The sequence below is a fragment of the Teichococcus wenyumeiae genome (assembly GCF_003696345.1).
GTDB lineage: Bacteria > Pseudomonadota > Alphaproteobacteria > Acetobacterales > Acetobacteraceae > Pseudoroseomonas > Pseudoroseomonas wenyumeiae.
In genome coordinates this window covers 66,967-82,932 of the sequence record NZ_RFLX01000007.1, presented here as the reverse complement: position 1 = coordinate 82,932, position 15,966 = coordinate 66,967, and the positions used below count along the sequence as shown (strand labels likewise).

Genomic DNA, 15,966 nt, shown 5'->3' with positions numbered 1-15,966 from the left:
GCATCGCAGCCGTCGGGGACCGCCATGGACGACCTTCTCGCAGACTTCCTGACTGAGACCAATGAAGGTCTCGCCACGCTGGACGTGGCGCTGCTGACGCTGGAGAAGGCCCCGGACGACCGCCCGACGCTGTCGGAGATCTTCCGCAGCGTGCACACCATCAAGGGCACTTGCGGCTTTCTGGGCCTGTCGCGGCTGGAGAAGGTGGCCCATGCGGCCGAGAACGTGCTCGGCAAGTACCGCGACGGCTCGCTGAAGGTGACGCCGGCGGGCATCACGCTGATCCTCTCCGCCATCGATGCGCTGAAGGGCATCGTCGCCGGGCTGGAAGCCACCGGCAGCGAGCCCCAGGGCGATGACAGTGCGCTGATCGCGGCGCTGGATGCCGCATGGCGGGGCGGGGCGGTGGCCGCGCCGGAGCCTGTGGTGGTGGACCCTTTCGAGGCGCTGGAGCTCCCGGTGCCCGAGCCGGTGGCCGAAGCGACGCCCTGCGAAGCCGTGGCCTGCCCGCCCGCCGCCAGCGAAGCCGCGGCCCCGGCGGCCACGCCGGCGGCGGGCGGCGCCGGCGTGGCGCCGCCGCAGACCATCCGCGTCTCGGTGGATGTGCTGGAAGACCTGATGACCCTGGTCAGCGAACTGGTGCTGACCCGCAACCAGCTGCTGCAGCTGGTGCGCGCGCGGGGCGATTCGGCACTGACGGTGCCCCTGCAGCGCCTCTCCCACATCACCTCCGAATTGCAGGAAGGGGTGATGAAGACGCGCATGCAGCCGATCGGCAATGCCTGGCAGAAGCTGCCGCGCATCGTGCGCGATCTCGCCAATGAACTTGGCAAGAAGATCGAGCTGGTGATGAAGGGCGCCGACACCGAGCTGGACCGGCAGGTGCTGGAGCTGATCAAGGACCCGCTGACGCATATGGTGCGCAACAGCGGCGACCACGGCCTGGAAACGCCCGAGCAGCGCCGCGCCGCCGGCAAGCCGGAGATGGGCCGCATCACGCTGAACGCCTATCACGAAGGCGGTCATATCATCATCGAGATCGGCGACGACGGGCGCGGGTTGCCGGCCGAGAAGATCAAGCAGAAGGCGCTGGCTCAGGGGCTGGCGACGGAAGCCGAGATCGCCGGCATGAGCGAGCGGGAGATCCAGCACTTCATCTTCCGCGCCGGCTTCTCCACCGCCGCCGCCATCACCTCCGTCTCCGGCCGTGGCGTCGGCATGGATGTGGTGAAGACCAATGTCGAGAAGATCGGCGGCACCATCGAGCTGCGCTCGGTGGAAGGGCGCGGCACCACCTTCTTCATCAAGATCCCGCTGACGCTCGCCATTGTTTCCGCGCTGATCGTGGAAGCGGGCCGGGAGCGTTTCGCCATTCCGCAGATCGGCGTGGTGGAACTGGTGCGTGCGGGCGGTGGCGGCAGCACCATCGAGCGGATCGACCAGACCCCGGTGATGCGCCTGCGCGACCGGCTGCTGCCGCTGGTCTCCCTGTCCAGGCTGCTGAAGCTGGACGATGTGGAAGAGGTGCGGGAGGAGGATGCCGGCTTCGTCGTGGTGACGCAGGTCGGGCCCAATGTCTTTGGCATCATCGTCGACAAGGTCTTCGATACCGAGGAGATCGTGGTGAAGCCGGTGGCGCCGATCCTGCGCCACGTCACGATGTTCAGCGGCAATACCATCCTGGGCGATGGCAGCGTCATCATGATCCTGGACCCCAATGGCATCGCCCGCGCCACCGGTGTCGGCGCCGATGGTCCGGTGGAGGATGCGGCGCGCGCCGCCGCCAGGGTCGGTGCCCGCCCCGGCGAACGCACGGCGCTGCTGCTCTTCCGCGCCGGGGACGAGACGCCGAAGGCGGTGCCGCTGGGGCTGGTGGCGCGGCTGGAGGACTTGCCCGCCGCCAGCATCGAACTCTCCGGCACCCAGCCGCTGGTGCAGTATCGCGGCAAGCTGATGCCGCTGGTGCCGATGTCCGGTCATTGGATGCCGCCGCAGCCTGGCACGCGGCAGGCCGTGCTGGTCTTTAGCGACCAGCACCGCGCCATGGGCCTGATGGTGGACGCCATCCTGGACGTGGTGGAGGAGCACCTGGACATCGAGGGCAGCCACGACCGCCCGGGCTTCCTGGGCAGCGCCGTGATCTGCGGCAAGGTCACGGACGTGATGGATTGCGCCTGGTGGCTGCGCCAGGCGGGCGACGACTGGTTCAAGCCGCAACCGCAGGGCGAGAAGACCGGCAAGCGCGTGCTGCTGGCCGAGGACAGCGCCTTCTTCCGCCACCTGCTGGTGCCCGGCCTGACCGCCGCCGGCTACGAGGTGACGGCGGTGGAAACCGGCACCCAGGCGCTGCGGCTGCGGGAACAGGGGGCGATGTTCGACATCATCATCTCCGACATCGAGATGCCGGAGCTGGACGGGCTGGGCCTCGCCCGCGCGGTGCGGGAGGGCGGCATCTGGCAGCACCTGCCGATGATCGCGATGAGCGCGCATGCCGAACCCGGACATTCCGCGCGCTGCCGTAACGCCGGCTTTACCGGCGATGTGGGAAAATCGGACCGGGAAGCGCTGCTGAGCCTGCTGCGCGACAGCCTCTCCCCCGCTGTCCATTGAGGAGCGAGACGTGATGCAGTCCGAAGCGCGTGCGTCCTGCACGCTGCCTGGAACCTTGCCCGGTGCGCCAACCGTGGCCGATGCGGCCGCCGAGATGGTGCTGACGCTGACGGTGGCCGGCCAGCTCTGCGGCGTGCCGGTGCTGGCGGTGCGGGATATCCTGGCCTCCCAGGCCATCACCCGCGTGCCGCTGGCGCCGCCCGAGGTGGCCGGCAGCCTGAACCTGCGCGGCCGCATCGTCACTGCCATCGACCTGCGGCGGCGGCTGGGCCTGCCCAACCGCCCCGCCGGCAGCCCGCCGCCGATGAGCGTGGTGGTGGAGCAGGGGGGCGAGCTTTACAGCCTGCTCTCCGATTCCGTGGGCGAGGTGGTGCCGCTGCCGGCGGAGGGTCTGGCCGGCAATCCGCCGACGCTGGACAGCGTCTGGCGCGAGGTTTCTCGCGGCGTGCACCGGCAGGGCGACCGCCTGCTGATCATGCTGGATGTCGACCGCATCCTGGCGATCGGCTGAGGGAGGGGATGATGCAAGGCACAGGCGATATCCTTGTGGTCGATGACAGCCGCGTGGTGCGCAAGGCCGCGCGCCGCATCATCGAACGGCATGGCTTCAGCGTGCGCGAGGCCGGCGACGGCGCCGAGGCCCTGGTGGCCTGCCGCGCCGCGCTGCCCCGGCTGGTGTTGCTGGACTGGAACATGCCGGTGATGAACGGGCTGGAATTCCTGAAGGCGGCGCGGGCGGAGTTCGGGACGGAAGAGCCGCTGGTCATGCTCTGCACCACCGAGAGCGAGTTCGAGCGCATCGTCATGGCGCTGGAAGCCGGGGCGCAGGAATACATCATGAAGCCCTTCGACGATGCGATCCTGAGCGGCAAGCTGGCGCAACTGGGACTGGTGCCGGAAGAATCCGAAGCATGATGCCCCAGGCCGGCGTTCCGGTGCGGGTGATGCTCTGCGACGACAGCCCCACCGCCCGCACCGCCATGGGCCGCGTGCTGGAATCCGACCCGCAGGTGCGGGTGGTCGGCCGTGCCGGGGATGGCAAGCAGGCGCTGGAGATGCTGGAGGCGCTGCCCGCCGCGCAGCGGCCCGACGTGATGCTGCTGGACCTGGAAATGCCGGTGATGGATGGCATGACGGTGCTGCCGCTGCTGCTGAAGGCGCAGCCGAAGCTGGCGGTGATCGTCGCCAGCGCGCTGACCCAGCGGGGGGCGGAGGCCACCAAGGCCGCCATGCGGGCCGGCGCGGCCGACTACGTTCCGAAGCCTTCCGCCGCTGGCGGAGGCGTGCGGGACCCGGCCTTCCAGGCGGAACTGCTGGCCAAGGTGAAGGGCTGGGCGCGGATGCGGGCGTCAGTGCCGCTGGCCGCGCCTGCCGCCCGGGTGGCGCGGCGGCCCGCCGGTGCCGGGCCAAGGCCGAAGGTGGTGGCGGTGGGCAGTTCCACCGGCGGGCCGCAGGCGCTGGCGGGTTTCGTGCGCGCCCTGCGAGGGCCGCTGCCGGTGCCGCTGGTGGTGGTGCAACACATGCCGGCGGGCTTCACCGCCATGCTGGCGGATCATCTCAGCCGCCTGGGCGGGCCGCCCGCCGCCGAGGCGCGGGATGGCGAGGTGCTGCAGCCCGGCCGCATCTATCTGGCGCCAGGGGACCGGCACCTGCTGGTGGAGAATACCGGCGGCGCGCTGGTGGCCCGGCTGAATTCCGGCCCGCCGGAGAATTTCTGCCGCCCGGCGGTGGACCCGATGCTGCGGAGCGTCGTGAGCGCCTGCGAGGGGCGGGTGACGGCGGTGATCCTGACCGGCATGGGCTCGGACGGGATGCTGGGCTGCAAGGCGGTGGCCGCCGCCGGCGGCACCGTCGTGGCGCAGGACGAGGCTAGCAGCGTCGTCTGGGGAATGCCGGGCGCGGTGGCGCGGGCCGGCCTGGCGCAAGTGCTGCTGCCGCCGGAGCAACTGGCGGAGCGGGTGATGGGACAATTCGACCCGGCTGGGGGAGCGACATGAACGCCGAGGGATTTGCCTCGATCGCCGCGCTGGTGAAGGCGCGTTCGGGCATCGTGCTGACGCCCGACAAGGAATACATGCTGGAGACCCGGCTGGCGCCGCTGCTGAAGCAGGACGGCATCGCCAGCCTGGACATGCTGGCGCTGAAGCTGCGCGACCCGCGCGCGGAGGCACTGGCACGGGCGGTGACGGAAGCGCTGACCACCAACGAAAGCAGCTTCTTCCGGGACGGAAAACCCTTCGACCATCTCAGGCGGCTGCTGCCCAAGCTGATGGCGGCGCGCGCGCCGGACCACAGGCTGCGAATTTGGTCGGCCGCCTGTTCCACCGGGCAGGAAGCCTATTCGGTGGCCATGATCCTGGCGGAGCTGGGCATCAGGAATGCCGAGATCCTGGGCACCGACCTGTCACGAGAGGTGGTGGAGCGGGCGCGGGAGGGCAGCTTCACGCAGTTCGAGGTGCAGCGCGGCCTGCCGGTGCAGATGCTGGTGAAGTATTTCCGGCAGGAAGGCGGCAGATGGCGCGTGCAGCCAGCGCTGCGGGAGATGACGCGCTTCGAGGAACGCAATCTGCTGGTGGATCACCGCATGCTGGGGCGGTTCGACATCGTCTTCTGCCGCAATGTGCTGATCTACTTTGACCCGCAGACCAAGGGGCGGGTGCTGAATGCCCTGGCGGCGCAGATGGCGGCGGATGGCGTGATGTATCTGGGCGGTGCGGAAACGGTGCTGGGCCTGACTGACCGTCTGGCGGCGGTGATGGGTGAGCGTGGTGCCTATGCCCTGGCGCCTGCGGCAACGCGCATGGCGGGCTGAGCCCGCCGCGCCGCTGCCGTGATCCGCGCGAGAGGGGAAGCGCAGGAATCACGGCGTGATGCGCGCCGGCCCTTGGTGGGCCAGCGCGCATCGGGGCGGCGGGGCAGGGGTGACGTCAGGCCACGGCGTGCAGCGGGCTGGGGCTGGCAAGGACGGCGGCGGCGACTTCCGGCATGCCATAGCGGTTGGCGAGGCTGGCGGGGTCCCGCAGCACATAGCCACGGCCCCAGACGGTGCCGATCAGCTCGCCAGCCCCGGCCTGCGCCAGCTTCTTGCGCAGCTTGCAGATGAAGACGTCGATGATCTTGGCTTCCGGCTCGTCAATCCCGCCATAGAGGTGGTTCAGGAAGACTTCCTTGGTCAGCACCAGGCCCTTGCGCAGGGTCAGCAGCTCCAGGATGGCGTATTCCTTGCCGGTCAGGTGAACATCGCGCCCATCCACCCGCACTTCGCGGGAGCCGAGGTTGAGGGTCAGCGGGCCCACGGACAGCGTCGGCTGGCTGAAGCCCTTGGCGCGGCGGACAATGGCCTGGATGCGGGCCAGCAGTTCCTGCTGGTCGAAGGGCTTGGTGATGAAGTCGTCGGCGCCCATGCCGAAGCCCTTCACCTTGGCCTGCGGGCGGGAAAGGCCGGACAGGATCAGAACCGGCGTTTCCACCCGGTTGCCGCGCAGGCGGCGGACCACTTCGTAGCCCTCCATGTCCGGCAGCATCAGGTCCAGGATGACGATGTCGTAGTCATAGAGAGCAGCGAGCTCCAGCGCCTCCTCTCCCGTGCTGGCGACATCCACCATCATGGAGGCGGCCTTGAGCATCATGCTGACCCCGCGGGCGGTGGTCAGATCATCTTCAACCAGGAGTGTCCTCATTTTCATCTTCCCCTCAATCAGTGATTGTATTGATACCACCATAAGGCGAGTGATGAAGAGGTTTTTCGCTCACAGATCGTATTAAGAAAAATACTAAGTCTAAAAATGATATACATTCTGGCAATGCATCATGGTGAATCAGAGCCATAGCGCCTGATATTGCTGGAAAGAACGAAGAACCTACTGCCTCGCCAATGAACTCGCCTCATGGTTGTAAATCTCTGGACCTGCAAAGTTTAGGCAAAGACTCAGAAATTTATCATTAATAAGACGATTTGTCGGATCGGCCATGACATGAAAAAGGCCGGCCAGGATCTGCTGGCCGGCCCGGGTCTGGCTGATGAAGCGGTTCAGCGTTCGACGCAGAGCGCCACGCCCATGCCGCCGCCGATGCACAGTGTGGCCAAGCCCTTGCGGGCATCGCGGCGCTGCATCTCGTACAGCAGCGTGGTCAGCACCCGGGCGCCGGAAGCGCCGATCGGGTGGCCCAGGGCGATGGCGCCGCCATTGACGTTCACCTTGGTCTTGTCCCAGCCCATTTCCTTGTTCACCGCGCAGGCCTGAGCGGCGAAGGCCTCGTTGGCCTCGATCAGGTCGAGATCGGCGATGGTCCAGCCCGCCTTCTGCAGCGCCTTGCGGCTGGCCGGAATGGGACCGGTTCCCATGATGGAGGGGTCCACCCCCGCCGTGGCCCAGGAGACGATGCGCGCCAGGGGGGTGATGCCACGCCGCGCGGCCTCGGCCGCGCTCATCACCACCGTAGCGGCGGCACCGTCATTGATGCCGCTGGCATTGCCCGCCGTCACCGTGCCGCTCTTGTCGAAGGCCGGGCGCAGCTTGGCCAGGATCTCGCGGGAGGTTTCGGGCTTCGGGTATTCGTCGGTGCCCACCACCGTCTCGCCCTTGCGGGTCTTCACCGTCACGGGCGCAATCTCGTCGGCGAAGCGGCCGGCCGCCATCGCCTCGCCCGCCTTGCGCTGGCTGTTGAAGGCGAATTCGTCCTGGTCGTCGCGGGTGATCTGGAACTTCTCGGCCACGTTCTCGGCCGTCACGCCCATATGGTAGCCCTGGAAGGCGTCCCAGAGCCCGTCGCGGATCATGGTGTCCACGAAGGCGAGGTCGCCCATCTTCTGGCCGGCGCGCAGGTTCGCGCAATGCGGCGCCTGGGTCATGCTCTCCTGGCCGCCCGCCACCACGATGCTGGCATCGCCTGTCGCGATCTGCTGCGCCGCCAGGGCCACCGCGCGCAGGCCGGAGCCGCAGAGCTGGTTGATGCCGAAGGCGGTGCGCTCCACCGGGATGCCGGCGGCAACGGCCGCCTGGCGTGCCGGGTTCTGGCCGGAGCCGGCCGCCAGAACCTGGCCGAGGATCACCTCGTCCACCTCACCGGCCTCGACACCGGCGCGCTGCAGCGCGGCCTGGATGGCGACGGTGCCCAGTGCATGGGCCGACAGATTGGCGAAGGCGCCATTGAAGGCGCCCACGGGTGTGCGAGCCGCCGATGCGATGACGATCTCGGTCATTCTTCTGATACTCCCTCTGGCCGTGCTGGGCCGGCACAGTGTGCGCCGCCGCAAGGGTTGCCTACAAGTCCGCCAGCCAGCGCAGCAACGGCGACCAGAGCGCGGCTTCCGCCTTTCCGCCGGCCGCCATGCCGATATGCCCGGCGGGAGTCATATGGACATGGGCGGCCGGCATCCGTGCCGCCAGGGCCAAGGCGGAAGCCGGTAGCACGATTCGATCTGATTCCGGAATGGCCAGGAAGGTGGGCAGTGCCAGCGCCGCCGGGTCCACCACCGCCCCGGCCACGCGCCAGCAGCCGGAGCCCGGCTCGTTCCGGCCATACCACCCCCCCAGGCATTCCCGCGCCACCGGGGCGGCAAGGGGGATGCCGTCGTTCAGCCAGTCCTCCAGCGCCACGAACTGCACCGCGCGCGGGCTGGCCGGGTCCAGCCGGGCGAAGGCGCGGAACTTCCGGGCAATGGCCCAGGGGTCGAGCATGGCGAAGAGCGACTGGATGGCATCCACCGGCAGGCTGCCCGTGGCCTGCAGCACCGGCTCCAGCCCTGGCAGCAGGGCGGCAAGGCCGCGGGCACGCTCTGCCGCCTCGGCGCCGCCTGCCGCGAAGTCCCAGGGCGTGGCCAGCAGCGCCAGGGCGCGCACCCGCTCCGGCCGGCGCAGCGCGGCGGCCAGGGCCAGCAGCCCGCCCATGCAATAACCAACCAGCGCCACCGGCCCCAGCGCCGCCACCGGCGGTGCCGCCAGCGCGCGTTCCAGCCGCCCGGCGATGTAATCCGTCAGGGTGAAGCGGCGCTCGACCTCGCCAGGCCAGCCCCAGTCCAGCAGCAGCACGCGGCAGCCCCGGGCAGCCAGGTGGCGCAGCATGGAATGGCCCGGCAGCAGGTCCAGCACCTGCGCGCGGTTGACCAGGGAAGGCACCACCAGCACCGGCGTGCCCGTGCCGCCGAAATCCAGCAGGCGGGAGCCGCCTTCTTCCCAGACCACGGGAACCTCGGCCGCTTCCCGCTGCCAGGGGTGGCGGCGATAGGCGGCGATGCCGGCGATCAGCTCCCGGTCTTCCCGGGCCAGCCGCCGCAGCACGGCGGCACGGAAGGCTTCAGGCGGATGGCGCCCGGCGGCGAGGGCGGCGCCGATCCGCTCCGCCTCCGCTCGCCCCGCCTTCGAGATCGGCCAGCCGCTGTTCCAGTTGCTCCAGTCTTCGCCGGAGGGCGGCGGTATCGTCAGCGCCGCCATGCCCCGTGTCAGGGCGAGGCTCAGGTGCAGGGGCAGGGGGCGCGGGCCGCGCCGCAGCATCGGGGCGGTCATGGGCGGTGCCCGGCATCGCGACCGGCGGCCAGAGCGGCCAGGCGGGCGTCGGCATGGGAGGCATGGCCGGGGGACGCCCGGTCATGACGCCGTGCCGCCAGCCGGTGGCCGCCGCCGCCCAGCCGGCCCAGGCCTCGGCCAGTTCCCGGTCGGCGGCCATGGCCGCGACCTCGCTCTGCCACAGGGCGATCCAATCCTCTGCAAGCCTTTCCAGCTCGCCGGGCTCGGAGCCCGGCATGTCCTTCGGCCCTTCCATGCGCGTCCTTGTCCGGCGGACAGGCCCGCTTGTCCAGCCGCGCGGTGCCTGGCGCTGCGGCAACGCCGCAGGAGGCCTACAGTTGGTTCGCAGCGCATCATTTCGCGTGCTAGCCTATTCCGTGGCGCAGCGAGGGCGCGAAGAAGAAGGGCGGAAAGTCATGGCCGAGCAGGCGAAACGACAGGCGGGCGGCGAGCAGGCACTGCCTTCGGTGGTGATCAAGAAATACGCCAACCGCCGCCTCTACAACACCGAGGCCTCGTCCTACGTCACGCTGGAGGATCTGGCCGCCATGGTGCGGGCGGGCCGCGACTTCGCGGTCTATGACGCCAAGAGCGGCGATGACATCACCCGCGCCGTGCTGACCCAGATCATCGTCGAGGAAGAATCCAAGGGCCAGAACCTGCTGCCCATCCCCTTCCTGCGCCAGTTGATCGGGCTTTACGGCGACAGCGTGCAGTCCCTGGTGCCGCGCTACCTGGAATTCGCCATGGGCAGCTTCGCCCGGCAGCAGGAGCAGATGCGCCAGTCGGTGGAGCAGGCCATGGGCGGCTTCAACCCCTTCGGCGGGCTGGAGGAGGTGGGCAAGCAGAACATGGCCATGATGGAGCGCGCCATGAGCCTCTTCAGCCCTTTCCCGCGCAAGGACCAGGCCAATCCGTCCTCCTCCCGCGACCAGGACGAGCTGGAGCGGCTGCGCGCCGAGCTGGCCACGGCCAGGGAACAATTGGCCCGGCTGCGCGAAGGCGCGGGAAATGAGCCGGGATGAGGCCCCTTCGTTGCTTTCGATCTTGCGTGAAGTTCAGGGCCTCACGCATTGTTCACGTGGGTACTGTCGGTGAGGGCCTCGTGCCAGAACACGAAATCCCATCTAGCTTTGATGATGAACACCGAATACAGGCGGAGCATGGCTGACCAGATCGCCGCATCCCCTTCCGTGGCAGAAGACGACCAGGACAAACCGACGACCCGCGCCCGCAATGCGGACCGGCACGTGGGCGCCCGCATCCGCGAAAGGCGGCTGATGCTCGGGCTCTCACAGCAGCAGCTCGCCACCATGATTGGCGTGACCTATCAGCAGGCCCACAAGTACGAGCGCGGCATGAACCGCATCTCGGCCGGGCGGCTGTTCGAGATCGGCATCGTGCTCGGCGTGCCGGTGGCCTGGTTCTTCGAGGGACTGGAACAGGACGGGCAGGCGCAGCCGCTCGGCCAGCGCCAGCGCATGTGCCTCGAACTTGCGCGCAACTTCGTGCTGATCGACAACGAAAAGCATCAGGAAGCGCTGAGCCAGATGGCCCGTGCCCTGGCCGCCCAGTCCCAGAGCCGGACGCTGGACTGAGGGTTCCTGGCCCGGAGAAGGGCCAGGAAGAGCTTGCCTGCCCGTGGCGCTGCCTTATCCTGCCACGGTGACGATGCACCCTTTCCCGCCGGAGCCGCCCAGGCGCCGCGGCCTTTTGCGTTTGGTGGCGGGGTGCCTCATGGCCGCACTGCTGGCCGGGCCGTCCGGGGCGCAGGCCCCGCCGCTCCGCCTGCAGGTGGTCGGCAGCCTGGCCGATGTGCGGCTCTACGAGCAGTACGAGCGCCCCTTCTGGCGGGAAGAGCTGCCGCGCATCAGCGACGGCAAGCTCCAGGCCGATATCGTGCCCTTCGACAGCAGCGGCATCCGGGGGCAGGACATGCTGCACCTGATGCGCCTGGGCGTGACGCCCTTCGGCACCGCGCTGCTGAGCCTGGTGGGGAGCGATGAGCCGGAGCTGGCAGCCCCGAACCTGGCCATGCTGGCGCCCGAGCTGAGCACCCTGCGGCGGGTGGTGCAGGTCTATCGCCCGCATCTGACCGCCGTTCTGAAGCAGCAGTACGGGGTGGAGGTTCTGGCCATCTATGCCTACCCGGCCCAGATCCTGTTCTGCACCCAGCCGCTGCCGCGGCTGGAGGACATGCGCGGCCGCCGGGTCCGTGTTTCCAACCCCAGCCAGGCGGATGCCATGGAGGCGCTGGGGGCCATCGCGGTCCAGATACCCTTCGCCAAGCAGGCGGCCGAGCTGCGGGAAGGGCGGATCGACTGCACCATCACAGGCTCGCTCAGCGGCAACCAGCTGGGGCTGCACCGGCTGACGCAGCAGATGCACCCGATGGCGATCTCCTGGGGCCTTTCGGTCTTCGGCGCCAATGTCCATGCCTGGGAGGCGCTGCCCGCCGAGGCGCAGCAGGTGCTGCGGCGGGGGCTGGCGCGGCTGGAGCTGGCGGTCTGGGCCGCCGCCGGGCAGGACACGGAGGATGGCTTCCTCTGCAATGCCGGCCGCCCAAGCTGCCAGTCTGGCACGCCCGGTTCCATGCGCTGGGACGCCATCTCGCCGCAGGATGAGGCGGTGCGCCGGCGCCTGCTGGCCGAGGCGGTGATCCCAGGCTGGATCGCCCGCTGCGGCGAGGGCTGCCGCCAGGCCTGGAACACCTATCTGGCGCCGCTGGTGCGCATCTTCCTGCCCGAAGCGGGCCCGGCGTCAGGCGGGCAGGCGCAGCGTCCGATGGGCGCGCCCTAGAGCGGCGCCGGCTCCGCCACCTCGATCATGGGACCGCCGGCCTCGATGATGGCGCCGGCATCCAGCAGCACGTCCTCACGGTAGCGGCCGCCGATCAGCTGCACGCCCACCGGCACGCCATCCACCGCGCCGGTGGCGACCGTCAGGCCAGGCAGGCCCATCAGCGGCAGGCCGACCTGCACCAGTTGCGCCTCCATCACCCGGCGGAAGGCCTCGGGCGATTCGATGTCCAGCAGGTCGGGGAAGGGCAGCTCGGAAGAAACCGGCGTCAGCAGCACCGGGTAGTTCTTCAGGAAAAGCTGCCACTGCCGGGTATAGGTGGCGCGGGCCTGCAAGGCATCCTGGAAGGCGGGGAAATCTGCGTTAGGGCAGAGTGCCTCCATCTGCGCGAAGACGAAGGCGGCATCCGGGTCGGCTTCCCGCCGCAGGGCCTCGCCGCCGGTGCGGCGGTTCTCGGCCAGCCAGAGCAGCGCCTGCAAGGCCGCCGGGGCGCGCAGCGGCGGGCAGGTGGTTTCCACGATGCTCCAGCCGGCGGCCTGCAGGCGCAGGGCGGCGTCGCGCAGGGCGCGCTCCACCTCCGGCTTGGTGTCCAGCCCTTCCGGCCGCACGCAAAGGGCGGCGCGCTTCGGATAGGGGCCGCTGTTCAGCGGCGCCGGCACCCACCAGGGGTCGCGCAGGTCCTCGGCCGCCATGGCTTCCAGCGACAGGCGGATATCGGCGATGGAGCGGGCGAGGGGGCCCGAGACCGCCATCAGCTGCGCGCCGATGGCGCGTTCCGCCCCCGAGGGGTTCCAGGCCGGCACGCGGCCCAGTGTCGGCCGCAGCCCATGGATGCCGCAGGCATAGGCAGGGTAGCGGACGGAGCCGCCGATATCCGTGCCATGCCCGATGGCGCCGATGCCCGCCGCCACGGCCGCCGCCGCACCGCCGGAGGAGCCGCCGGGGGTGCGGGAAGGGTCGCGCGGGTTGCGGGTATGGCCATGCAACCCGTTGCGGGTGAACCAGCGCAGCGAGAAGGCGGGGGTATTGGTGCGGCCGATGATGACGGCACCGGCCCGCCGGAAATTGGCGACCACCGGATTGTCCTCGGTGGCCATCAGCTCGGCCTGGATGCGCAGCCCGTTGGTGGTGGCGAAGCCCTTCTGGTCCACGTTCACCTTGATGGTGACGGGCACCCCCGCCAGCGGCCCGGGCTTCTCGCCGCGCGCGATGGCGGCGTCCACCGCATCGGCGGCGGCCAGGGCCTCCTCCGGCATTTCCTGCACCACGGCATTGATGGCCGGGTTCACCGCCGCCAGCCGATCCAGCGCCGCCTGCGTCACCTCGCGCGCCGAGATGTCGCGGGCGGCGACGCGGGCGGCGGTCTCGGTCGCGGTCAGGCGCCAGAAATCGGTCATGCTGCGGAGTCCCAGAAGCTGAAGCGTCAGTGTCCCCTGGGAAGCATCATCCGTCGAGGGGTGAGGTCAACCGCCCTTCACAAGATTACGAAGCGCCTCCAGCATGGCGGGGGCGTCCCATTCGGCCTCGCCTTCCAGCCGCGCCACCTCGCGCCCCTCCCGGTCCACGATCAGGCTGGTGGGCAGGCCGCGCGCCTTCACGGCACGGGCGCATTCGCCTTTGGGGTCCAGCCAGATGCCCAGGTTCTTCAGGCCCGTGCGCTGGTAGAAGCCTTCCACCTGCGGCCTGCCGCCACGGTCGGAGGAGAGGGGCAGCACCGTCCATCCTTCCGCCTTCAAAACTTCTTGCGCGCGGTCCAGCGCCGGCATCTCCTTGACGCAAGGGGCGCACCAGGTGGCCCAGAGATTGACCAGCAGCGCCTGCCCGGCGAAAGCGCCGAGGTCATAGGGCTTGCCCTCGGCATCGGTGAAATTCAGCGGCGGAAGCGGCTTCGGATCGCTCGGCGTGAGCTTGCTGGTGGCTGCCATCCCTTGCCGTGCCGGAAGCAGCGTGGTTAGGGTCGCCCCAGCAGCCAGCGACGAGAGAAGCGGGCGGCGTCCGATCGGCAACACGAGGCATATCCTTCCTTGTCCACACAGCAGCGCAGCCAGGGCAACCAGCAGTGGGGCGGCCGTTATAGCGGCGGACCCTCCGCCATCATGGAGGCCATCAATGCCTCCATCGGCTTCGACCGCAAGATGTGGCGGCAGGACATCCGCGGAAGCCTGGCCCATGCCGCCATGCTCCGCCATGTAGGCATCATCTCGGCCGATGACGAGGCCGCGATCAAGGAAGGCCTGACCGCCATCGGCGCCGAGATCGAGGCCGGCGAATTCCCCTTCAGCGAGGCGCTGGAGGATATTCACATGAATATCGAGGCCCGCCTGACGGAGCGGATCGGCGAGGCCGGCAAGCGCCTGCACACCGCCCGCAGCCGCAACGACCAGGTGGCGCTGGACGTGCGCCTCTGGGTGCGGGATGCCATCGACGGCCTCGACAAGCAGCTGGCCGACCTGATGCAGGCGTTGGTGGAGCGGGCCGATGAGCACGCCGCCACCGTGATGCCGGGCTTCACTCACCTGCAGCCGGCGCAGCCGACGACGCTCGGCCACCACCTGCTGGCCTATGTGGAGATGCTGGGGCGCGACCGCTCCCGCCTCGGCGATTGCCGGGCGCGCATGAACCAGTCGCCGCTGGGCGCCGCCGCCCTCTGCGGCTCCGGCTTCCCGATCGACCGGCACATGACGGCGCATGCGCTGGGCTTCGACGGCCCGATGCGCAACAGCCTGGATGCCGTGGCCTCGCGCGACTTCGCCATGGAATTCCTGGCGGCGCTGGCCATCTGCGCCACGCATCTCTCCCGCTTCGCGGAGGAGGTGGTGCTCTGGACCAACCCGTATTTCGGCTTCGTGAAGCTGTCGGATGCCTATACCACCGGCTCCTCCATCATGCCGCAGAAGCGCAACCCGGACGCGGCCGAGCTGGTGCGCGCCAAGGTGGGCCGCGTGGCCGGCGCGCTGGTCGGGCTGATGACGGTGATGAAGGGCCTGCCCCTGACCTATGGCAAGGATATGCAGGAAGACAAGGAAGGCATCTTCGACGCCGCCGAGACCATGGCCCTGGCCCTGGCCGCCACGGCCGGCATGGTGCGCGACATGAAGCCCGACGCCGCCCGGCTGCGGGAAGCGGCCGGCGCCGGCTTCTCCACCGCCACCGACCTGGCCGACTGGCTGGTGCGGGAGCTGCGGATGCCCTTCCGCGATGCCCACCACGTCACCGGCCACCTCGTGGCCAAGGCCGAGGCGCGGGGTATGGATCTCTCCGAGCTGACACTCGAAGAAATGCAGGCGGAGGAGCCGCGCATCCACAACGGCATCTTCCAGGTGCTGAGCGTGGAGGCCTCGGTCGCCTCCCGCACTTCCTACGGCGGCACGGCGCCGGTGAATGTGCGCCGCATGGCGGCGGAATGGCGGGAGCGGCTGGCATGACGCGCGGCATCCTCACCCTGCTGGCGGTGGCGGCCCTGCTGGCCGCCTGCGGCCGCCCCGGCCCGGTGCGTCCGCCCGGCCCGCCGGAGGACATCACCTACCCGCGGGTTTATCCGAGCCGGTAAGCGCAAAAGTCCCGGCGGGCTCCCAGGGGCCGCCGCGATAATGCCAGAGCAGCAGCGACACCCCCTGGCCCTCCCAGGAGGTGAAGTCGTTCTCCAATTCCGCCAGCAAGGCGCGGGCGGCGGCGGGCTCCACCTTGTTCTGCACCGTCACATGCGGGCGGAAGCCCTGGCGGTCCTGCGCCCCCAGCAGCCCGTGCCAGGCGCTGGCCAGCAATCCGCGCAACCGCACCAGGGCCGGGCTTTCCACCGTGAAGGCGACGCCACGCCCCAGGCTGCGCAAGCCGGCGAAGTGCAGCGCCGGCGGCGGCGTGCCAGCCGCCAGCGTTTCCAGATTGGCCGAGATCTCCGCCAGCATCGCGCCCGGCAGGGCATGGAACAGCGTCAGATGCGCCGAGAGGTAGTTCCGCTCCGGCGGGAAATGCGCGCGGCGCAGCGCATCCAGCCGGGTGAAGGAGGCCGCGTCCAACCCAAGCGTCAGGATCAGCGGCGCTTCATCCATGC

Annotated in this window: 16 protein-coding genes; 10 read left to right on the top strand and 6 right to left on the bottom strand. The window is 69.6% G+C overall.

From position 1 onward, the window contains the following. Positions 1 to 24 precede the first annotated feature (24 nt). Genes EBE87_RS11520 through EBE87_RS11500 form a run of 5 tightly spaced genes read left to right on the top strand, consistent with a single transcriptional unit; the run spans position 25 to position 5,422 of the window. Entirely contained in the window at positions 25 to 2,610 is a 2,586-nt protein-coding gene (locus EBE87_RS11520) for a hybrid sensor histidine kinase/response regulator (RefSeq protein WP_122139999.1), read from the top strand. 13 nt (positions 2,611 to 2,623) lie between these two features. Then, positions 2,624 to 3,121 carry a chemotaxis protein CheW gene (locus EBE87_RS11515; RefSeq protein ID WP_120640581.1) on the top strand — a complete coding sequence of 166 codons (498 nt, stop codon included), beginning with the start codon at positions 2,624 to 2,626 and terminating at the stop codon, positions 3,119 to 3,121. Between the two features lie 8 nt (positions 3,122 to 3,129). Beyond that, a complete protein-coding gene (locus EBE87_RS11510) occupies positions 3,130 to 3,525 on the top strand; it encodes a response regulator (protein ID WP_233553431.1) in 396 nt (131 codons plus the stop codon). Beyond that, positions 3,522 to 4,607: a protein-glutamate methylesterase/protein-glutamine glutaminase gene (locus EBE87_RS11505; RefSeq protein ID WP_233553430.1), complete on the top strand. Its 1,086-nt coding sequence runs from the start codon at positions 3,522 to 3,524 to the stop codon at positions 4,605 to 4,607. The genes EBE87_RS11510 and EBE87_RS11505 overlap by 4 nt, the downstream gene beginning before the upstream one ends. Next, positions 4,604 to 5,422 carry a CheR family methyltransferase gene (locus EBE87_RS11500; RefSeq protein ID WP_120640579.1) on the top strand — a complete coding sequence of 273 codons (819 nt, stop codon included), beginning with the start codon at positions 4,604 to 4,606 and terminating at the stop codon, positions 5,420 to 5,422. Before EBE87_RS11505 ends, EBE87_RS11500 begins: the two co-directional genes overlap by 4 nt. Positions 5,423 to 5,537: 115 nt before the next feature. On the opposite strand, the gene ctrA is transcribed toward EBE87_RS11500, so the two are convergent. From ctrA to EBE87_RS11485, 3 genes are all read right to left on the bottom strand, one after another. Then, entirely contained in the window at positions 5,538 to 6,290 is a 753-nt protein-coding gene (gene ctrA / locus EBE87_RS11495) for a response regulator transcription factor CtrA (protein WP_120640578.1), read from the bottom strand. 350 nt (positions 6,291 to 6,640) lie between these two features. Continuing rightward, on the bottom strand, positions 6,641 to 7,813 hold the full coding sequence (locus tag EBE87_RS11490; RefSeq protein WP_120640577.1) for an acetyl-CoA C-acetyltransferase: 1,173 nt from the start codon (positions 7,811 to 7,813) through the stop codon (positions 6,641 to 6,643). Positions 7,814 to 7,874: 61 nt separating this feature from the next. Next, on the bottom strand, positions 7,875 to 9,116 hold the full coding sequence (locus tag EBE87_RS11485; protein ID WP_122139998.1) for an alpha/beta fold hydrolase: 1,242 nt from the start codon (positions 9,114 to 9,116) through the stop codon (positions 7,875 to 7,877). A 416-nt stretch (positions 9,117 to 9,532) separates the two neighbouring features. Here EBE87_RS11485 and phaR point away from each other — a divergent pair, with 416 nt between their 5' ends. The 3 genes from phaR (at position 9,533) to EBE87_RS11470 (ending at position 11,915) form a co-directional block, all read left to right on the top strand. Further along, positions 9,533 to 10,141, top strand: a complete 609-nt coding sequence (gene phaR / locus EBE87_RS11480) for a polyhydroxyalkanoate synthesis repressor PhaR (protein WP_120640361.1) — start codon at positions 9,533 to 9,535, stop codon at positions 10,139 to 10,141. Positions 10,142 to 10,279: 138 nt separating this feature from the next. Then, on the top strand, positions 10,280 to 10,714 hold the full coding sequence (locus EBE87_RS11475) for a helix-turn-helix domain-containing protein (protein ID WP_120640362.1): 435 nt from the start codon (positions 10,280 to 10,282) through the stop codon (positions 10,712 to 10,714). Positions 10,715 to 10,853: 139 nt separating this feature from the next. Then, a complete protein-coding gene (locus EBE87_RS11470; RefSeq protein WP_158601020.1) occupies positions 10,854 to 11,915 on the top strand; it encodes a TRAP transporter substrate-binding protein in 1,062 nt (353 codons plus the stop codon). Here the strand turns inward: EBE87_RS11470 and EBE87_RS11465 are convergent. After that, complete coding sequence (locus tag EBE87_RS11465; RefSeq protein WP_120640364.1) at positions 11,912 to 13,312, bottom strand: amidase family protein; 1,401 nt, start codon at positions 13,310 to 13,312, stop codon at positions 11,912 to 11,914. The two genes, EBE87_RS11470 and EBE87_RS11465, sit on opposite strands and share 4 nt — an antisense overlap. 66 nt (positions 13,313 to 13,378) lie before the next feature. Next, positions 13,379 to 13,840: a TlpA family protein disulfide reductase gene (locus EBE87_RS11460; RefSeq protein ID WP_120640365.1), complete on the bottom strand. Its 462-nt coding sequence runs from the start codon at positions 13,838 to 13,840 to the stop codon at positions 13,379 to 13,381. A gap of 99 nt (positions 13,841 to 13,939) precedes the next feature. Between EBE87_RS11460 and argH the strand changes: the two genes are divergently transcribed. Both argH and lptM read left to right on the top strand, forming a co-directional pair. Further along, positions 13,940 to 15,340: an argininosuccinate lyase gene (gene argH / locus EBE87_RS11455; protein ID WP_120640366.1), complete on the top strand. Its 1,401-nt coding sequence runs from the start codon at positions 13,940 to 13,942 to the stop codon at positions 15,338 to 15,340. After that, positions 15,337 to 15,465, top strand: coding sequence for an LPS translocon maturation chaperone LptM (gene lptM, locus EBE87_RS30300; RefSeq protein ID WP_267898250.1), 129 nt, complete (start codon positions 15,337 to 15,339; stop codon positions 15,463 to 15,465). Before argH ends, lptM begins: the two co-directional genes overlap by 4 nt. Here lptM and EBE87_RS11450 read toward each other — a convergent pair. After that, positions 15,434 to 15,964, bottom strand: a complete 531-nt coding sequence (locus EBE87_RS11450; protein WP_120640367.1) for a 2'-5' RNA ligase family protein — start codon at positions 15,962 to 15,964, stop codon at positions 15,434 to 15,436. The two genes, lptM and EBE87_RS11450, sit on opposite strands and share 32 nt — an antisense overlap. Positions 15,965 to 15,966: the final 2 nt, after the last annotated feature.

Excerpts from the sequence above, each read along its gene's own strand:
- EBE87_RS11520 (WP_122139999.1), top strand. The coding sequence starts at position 25 with ATGGACGACCTTCTCGCAGACTTCCTGACTGAGACCAATGAAGGTCTC.
- EBE87_RS11515 (WP_120640581.1), top strand. The coding sequence starts at position 2,624 with ATGCAGTCCGAAGCGCGTGCGTCCTGCACGCTGCCTGGAACCTTGCCC.
- EBE87_RS11510 (WP_233553431.1), top strand. The coding sequence starts at position 3,130 with ATGATGCAAGGCACAGGCGATATCCTTGTGGTCGATGACAGCCGCGTG.
- EBE87_RS11505 (WP_233553430.1), top strand. The coding sequence starts at position 3,522 with ATGATGCCCCAGGCCGGCGTTCCGGTGCGGGTGATGCTCTGCGACGAC.
- EBE87_RS11500 (WP_120640579.1), top strand. The coding sequence starts at position 4,604 with ATGAACGCCGAGGGATTTGCCTCGATCGCCGCGCTGGTGAAGGCGCGT.
- ctrA (WP_120640578.1), bottom strand. The coding sequence starts at position 6,290 with ATGAGGACACTCCTGGTTGAAGATGATCTGACCACCGCCCGCGGGGTC.
- EBE87_RS11490 (WP_120640577.1), bottom strand. The coding sequence starts at position 7,813 with ATGACCGAGATCGTCATCGCATCGGCGGCTCGCACACCCGTGGGCGCC.
- EBE87_RS11485 (WP_122139998.1), bottom strand. The coding sequence starts at position 9,116 with ATGACCGCCCCGATGCTGCGGCGCGGCCCGCGCCCCCTGCCCCTGCAC.
- phaR (WP_120640361.1), top strand. The coding sequence starts at position 9,533 with ATGGCCGAGCAGGCGAAACGACAGGCGGGCGGCGAGCAGGCACTGCCT.
- EBE87_RS11475 (WP_120640362.1), top strand. The coding sequence starts at position 10,280 with ATGGCTGACCAGATCGCCGCATCCCCTTCCGTGGCAGAAGACGACCAG.
- EBE87_RS11470 (WP_158601020.1), top strand. The coding sequence starts at position 10,854 with ATGGCCGCACTGCTGGCCGGGCCGTCCGGGGCGCAGGCCCCGCCGCTC.
- EBE87_RS11465 (WP_120640364.1), bottom strand. The coding sequence starts at position 13,312 with ATGACCGATTTCTGGCGCCTGACCGCGACCGAGACCGCCGCCCGCGTC.
- EBE87_RS11460 (WP_120640365.1), bottom strand. The coding sequence starts at position 13,840 with ATGGCAGCCACCAGCAAGCTCACGCCGAGCGATCCGAAGCCGCTTCCG.
- lptM (WP_267898250.1), top strand. The coding sequence starts at position 15,337 with ATGACGCGCGGCATCCTCACCCTGCTGGCGGTGGCGGCCCTGCTGGCC.
- EBE87_RS11450 (WP_120640367.1), bottom strand. The coding sequence starts at position 15,964 with ATGGATGAAGCGCCGCTGATCCTGACGCTTGGGTTGGACGCGGCCTCC.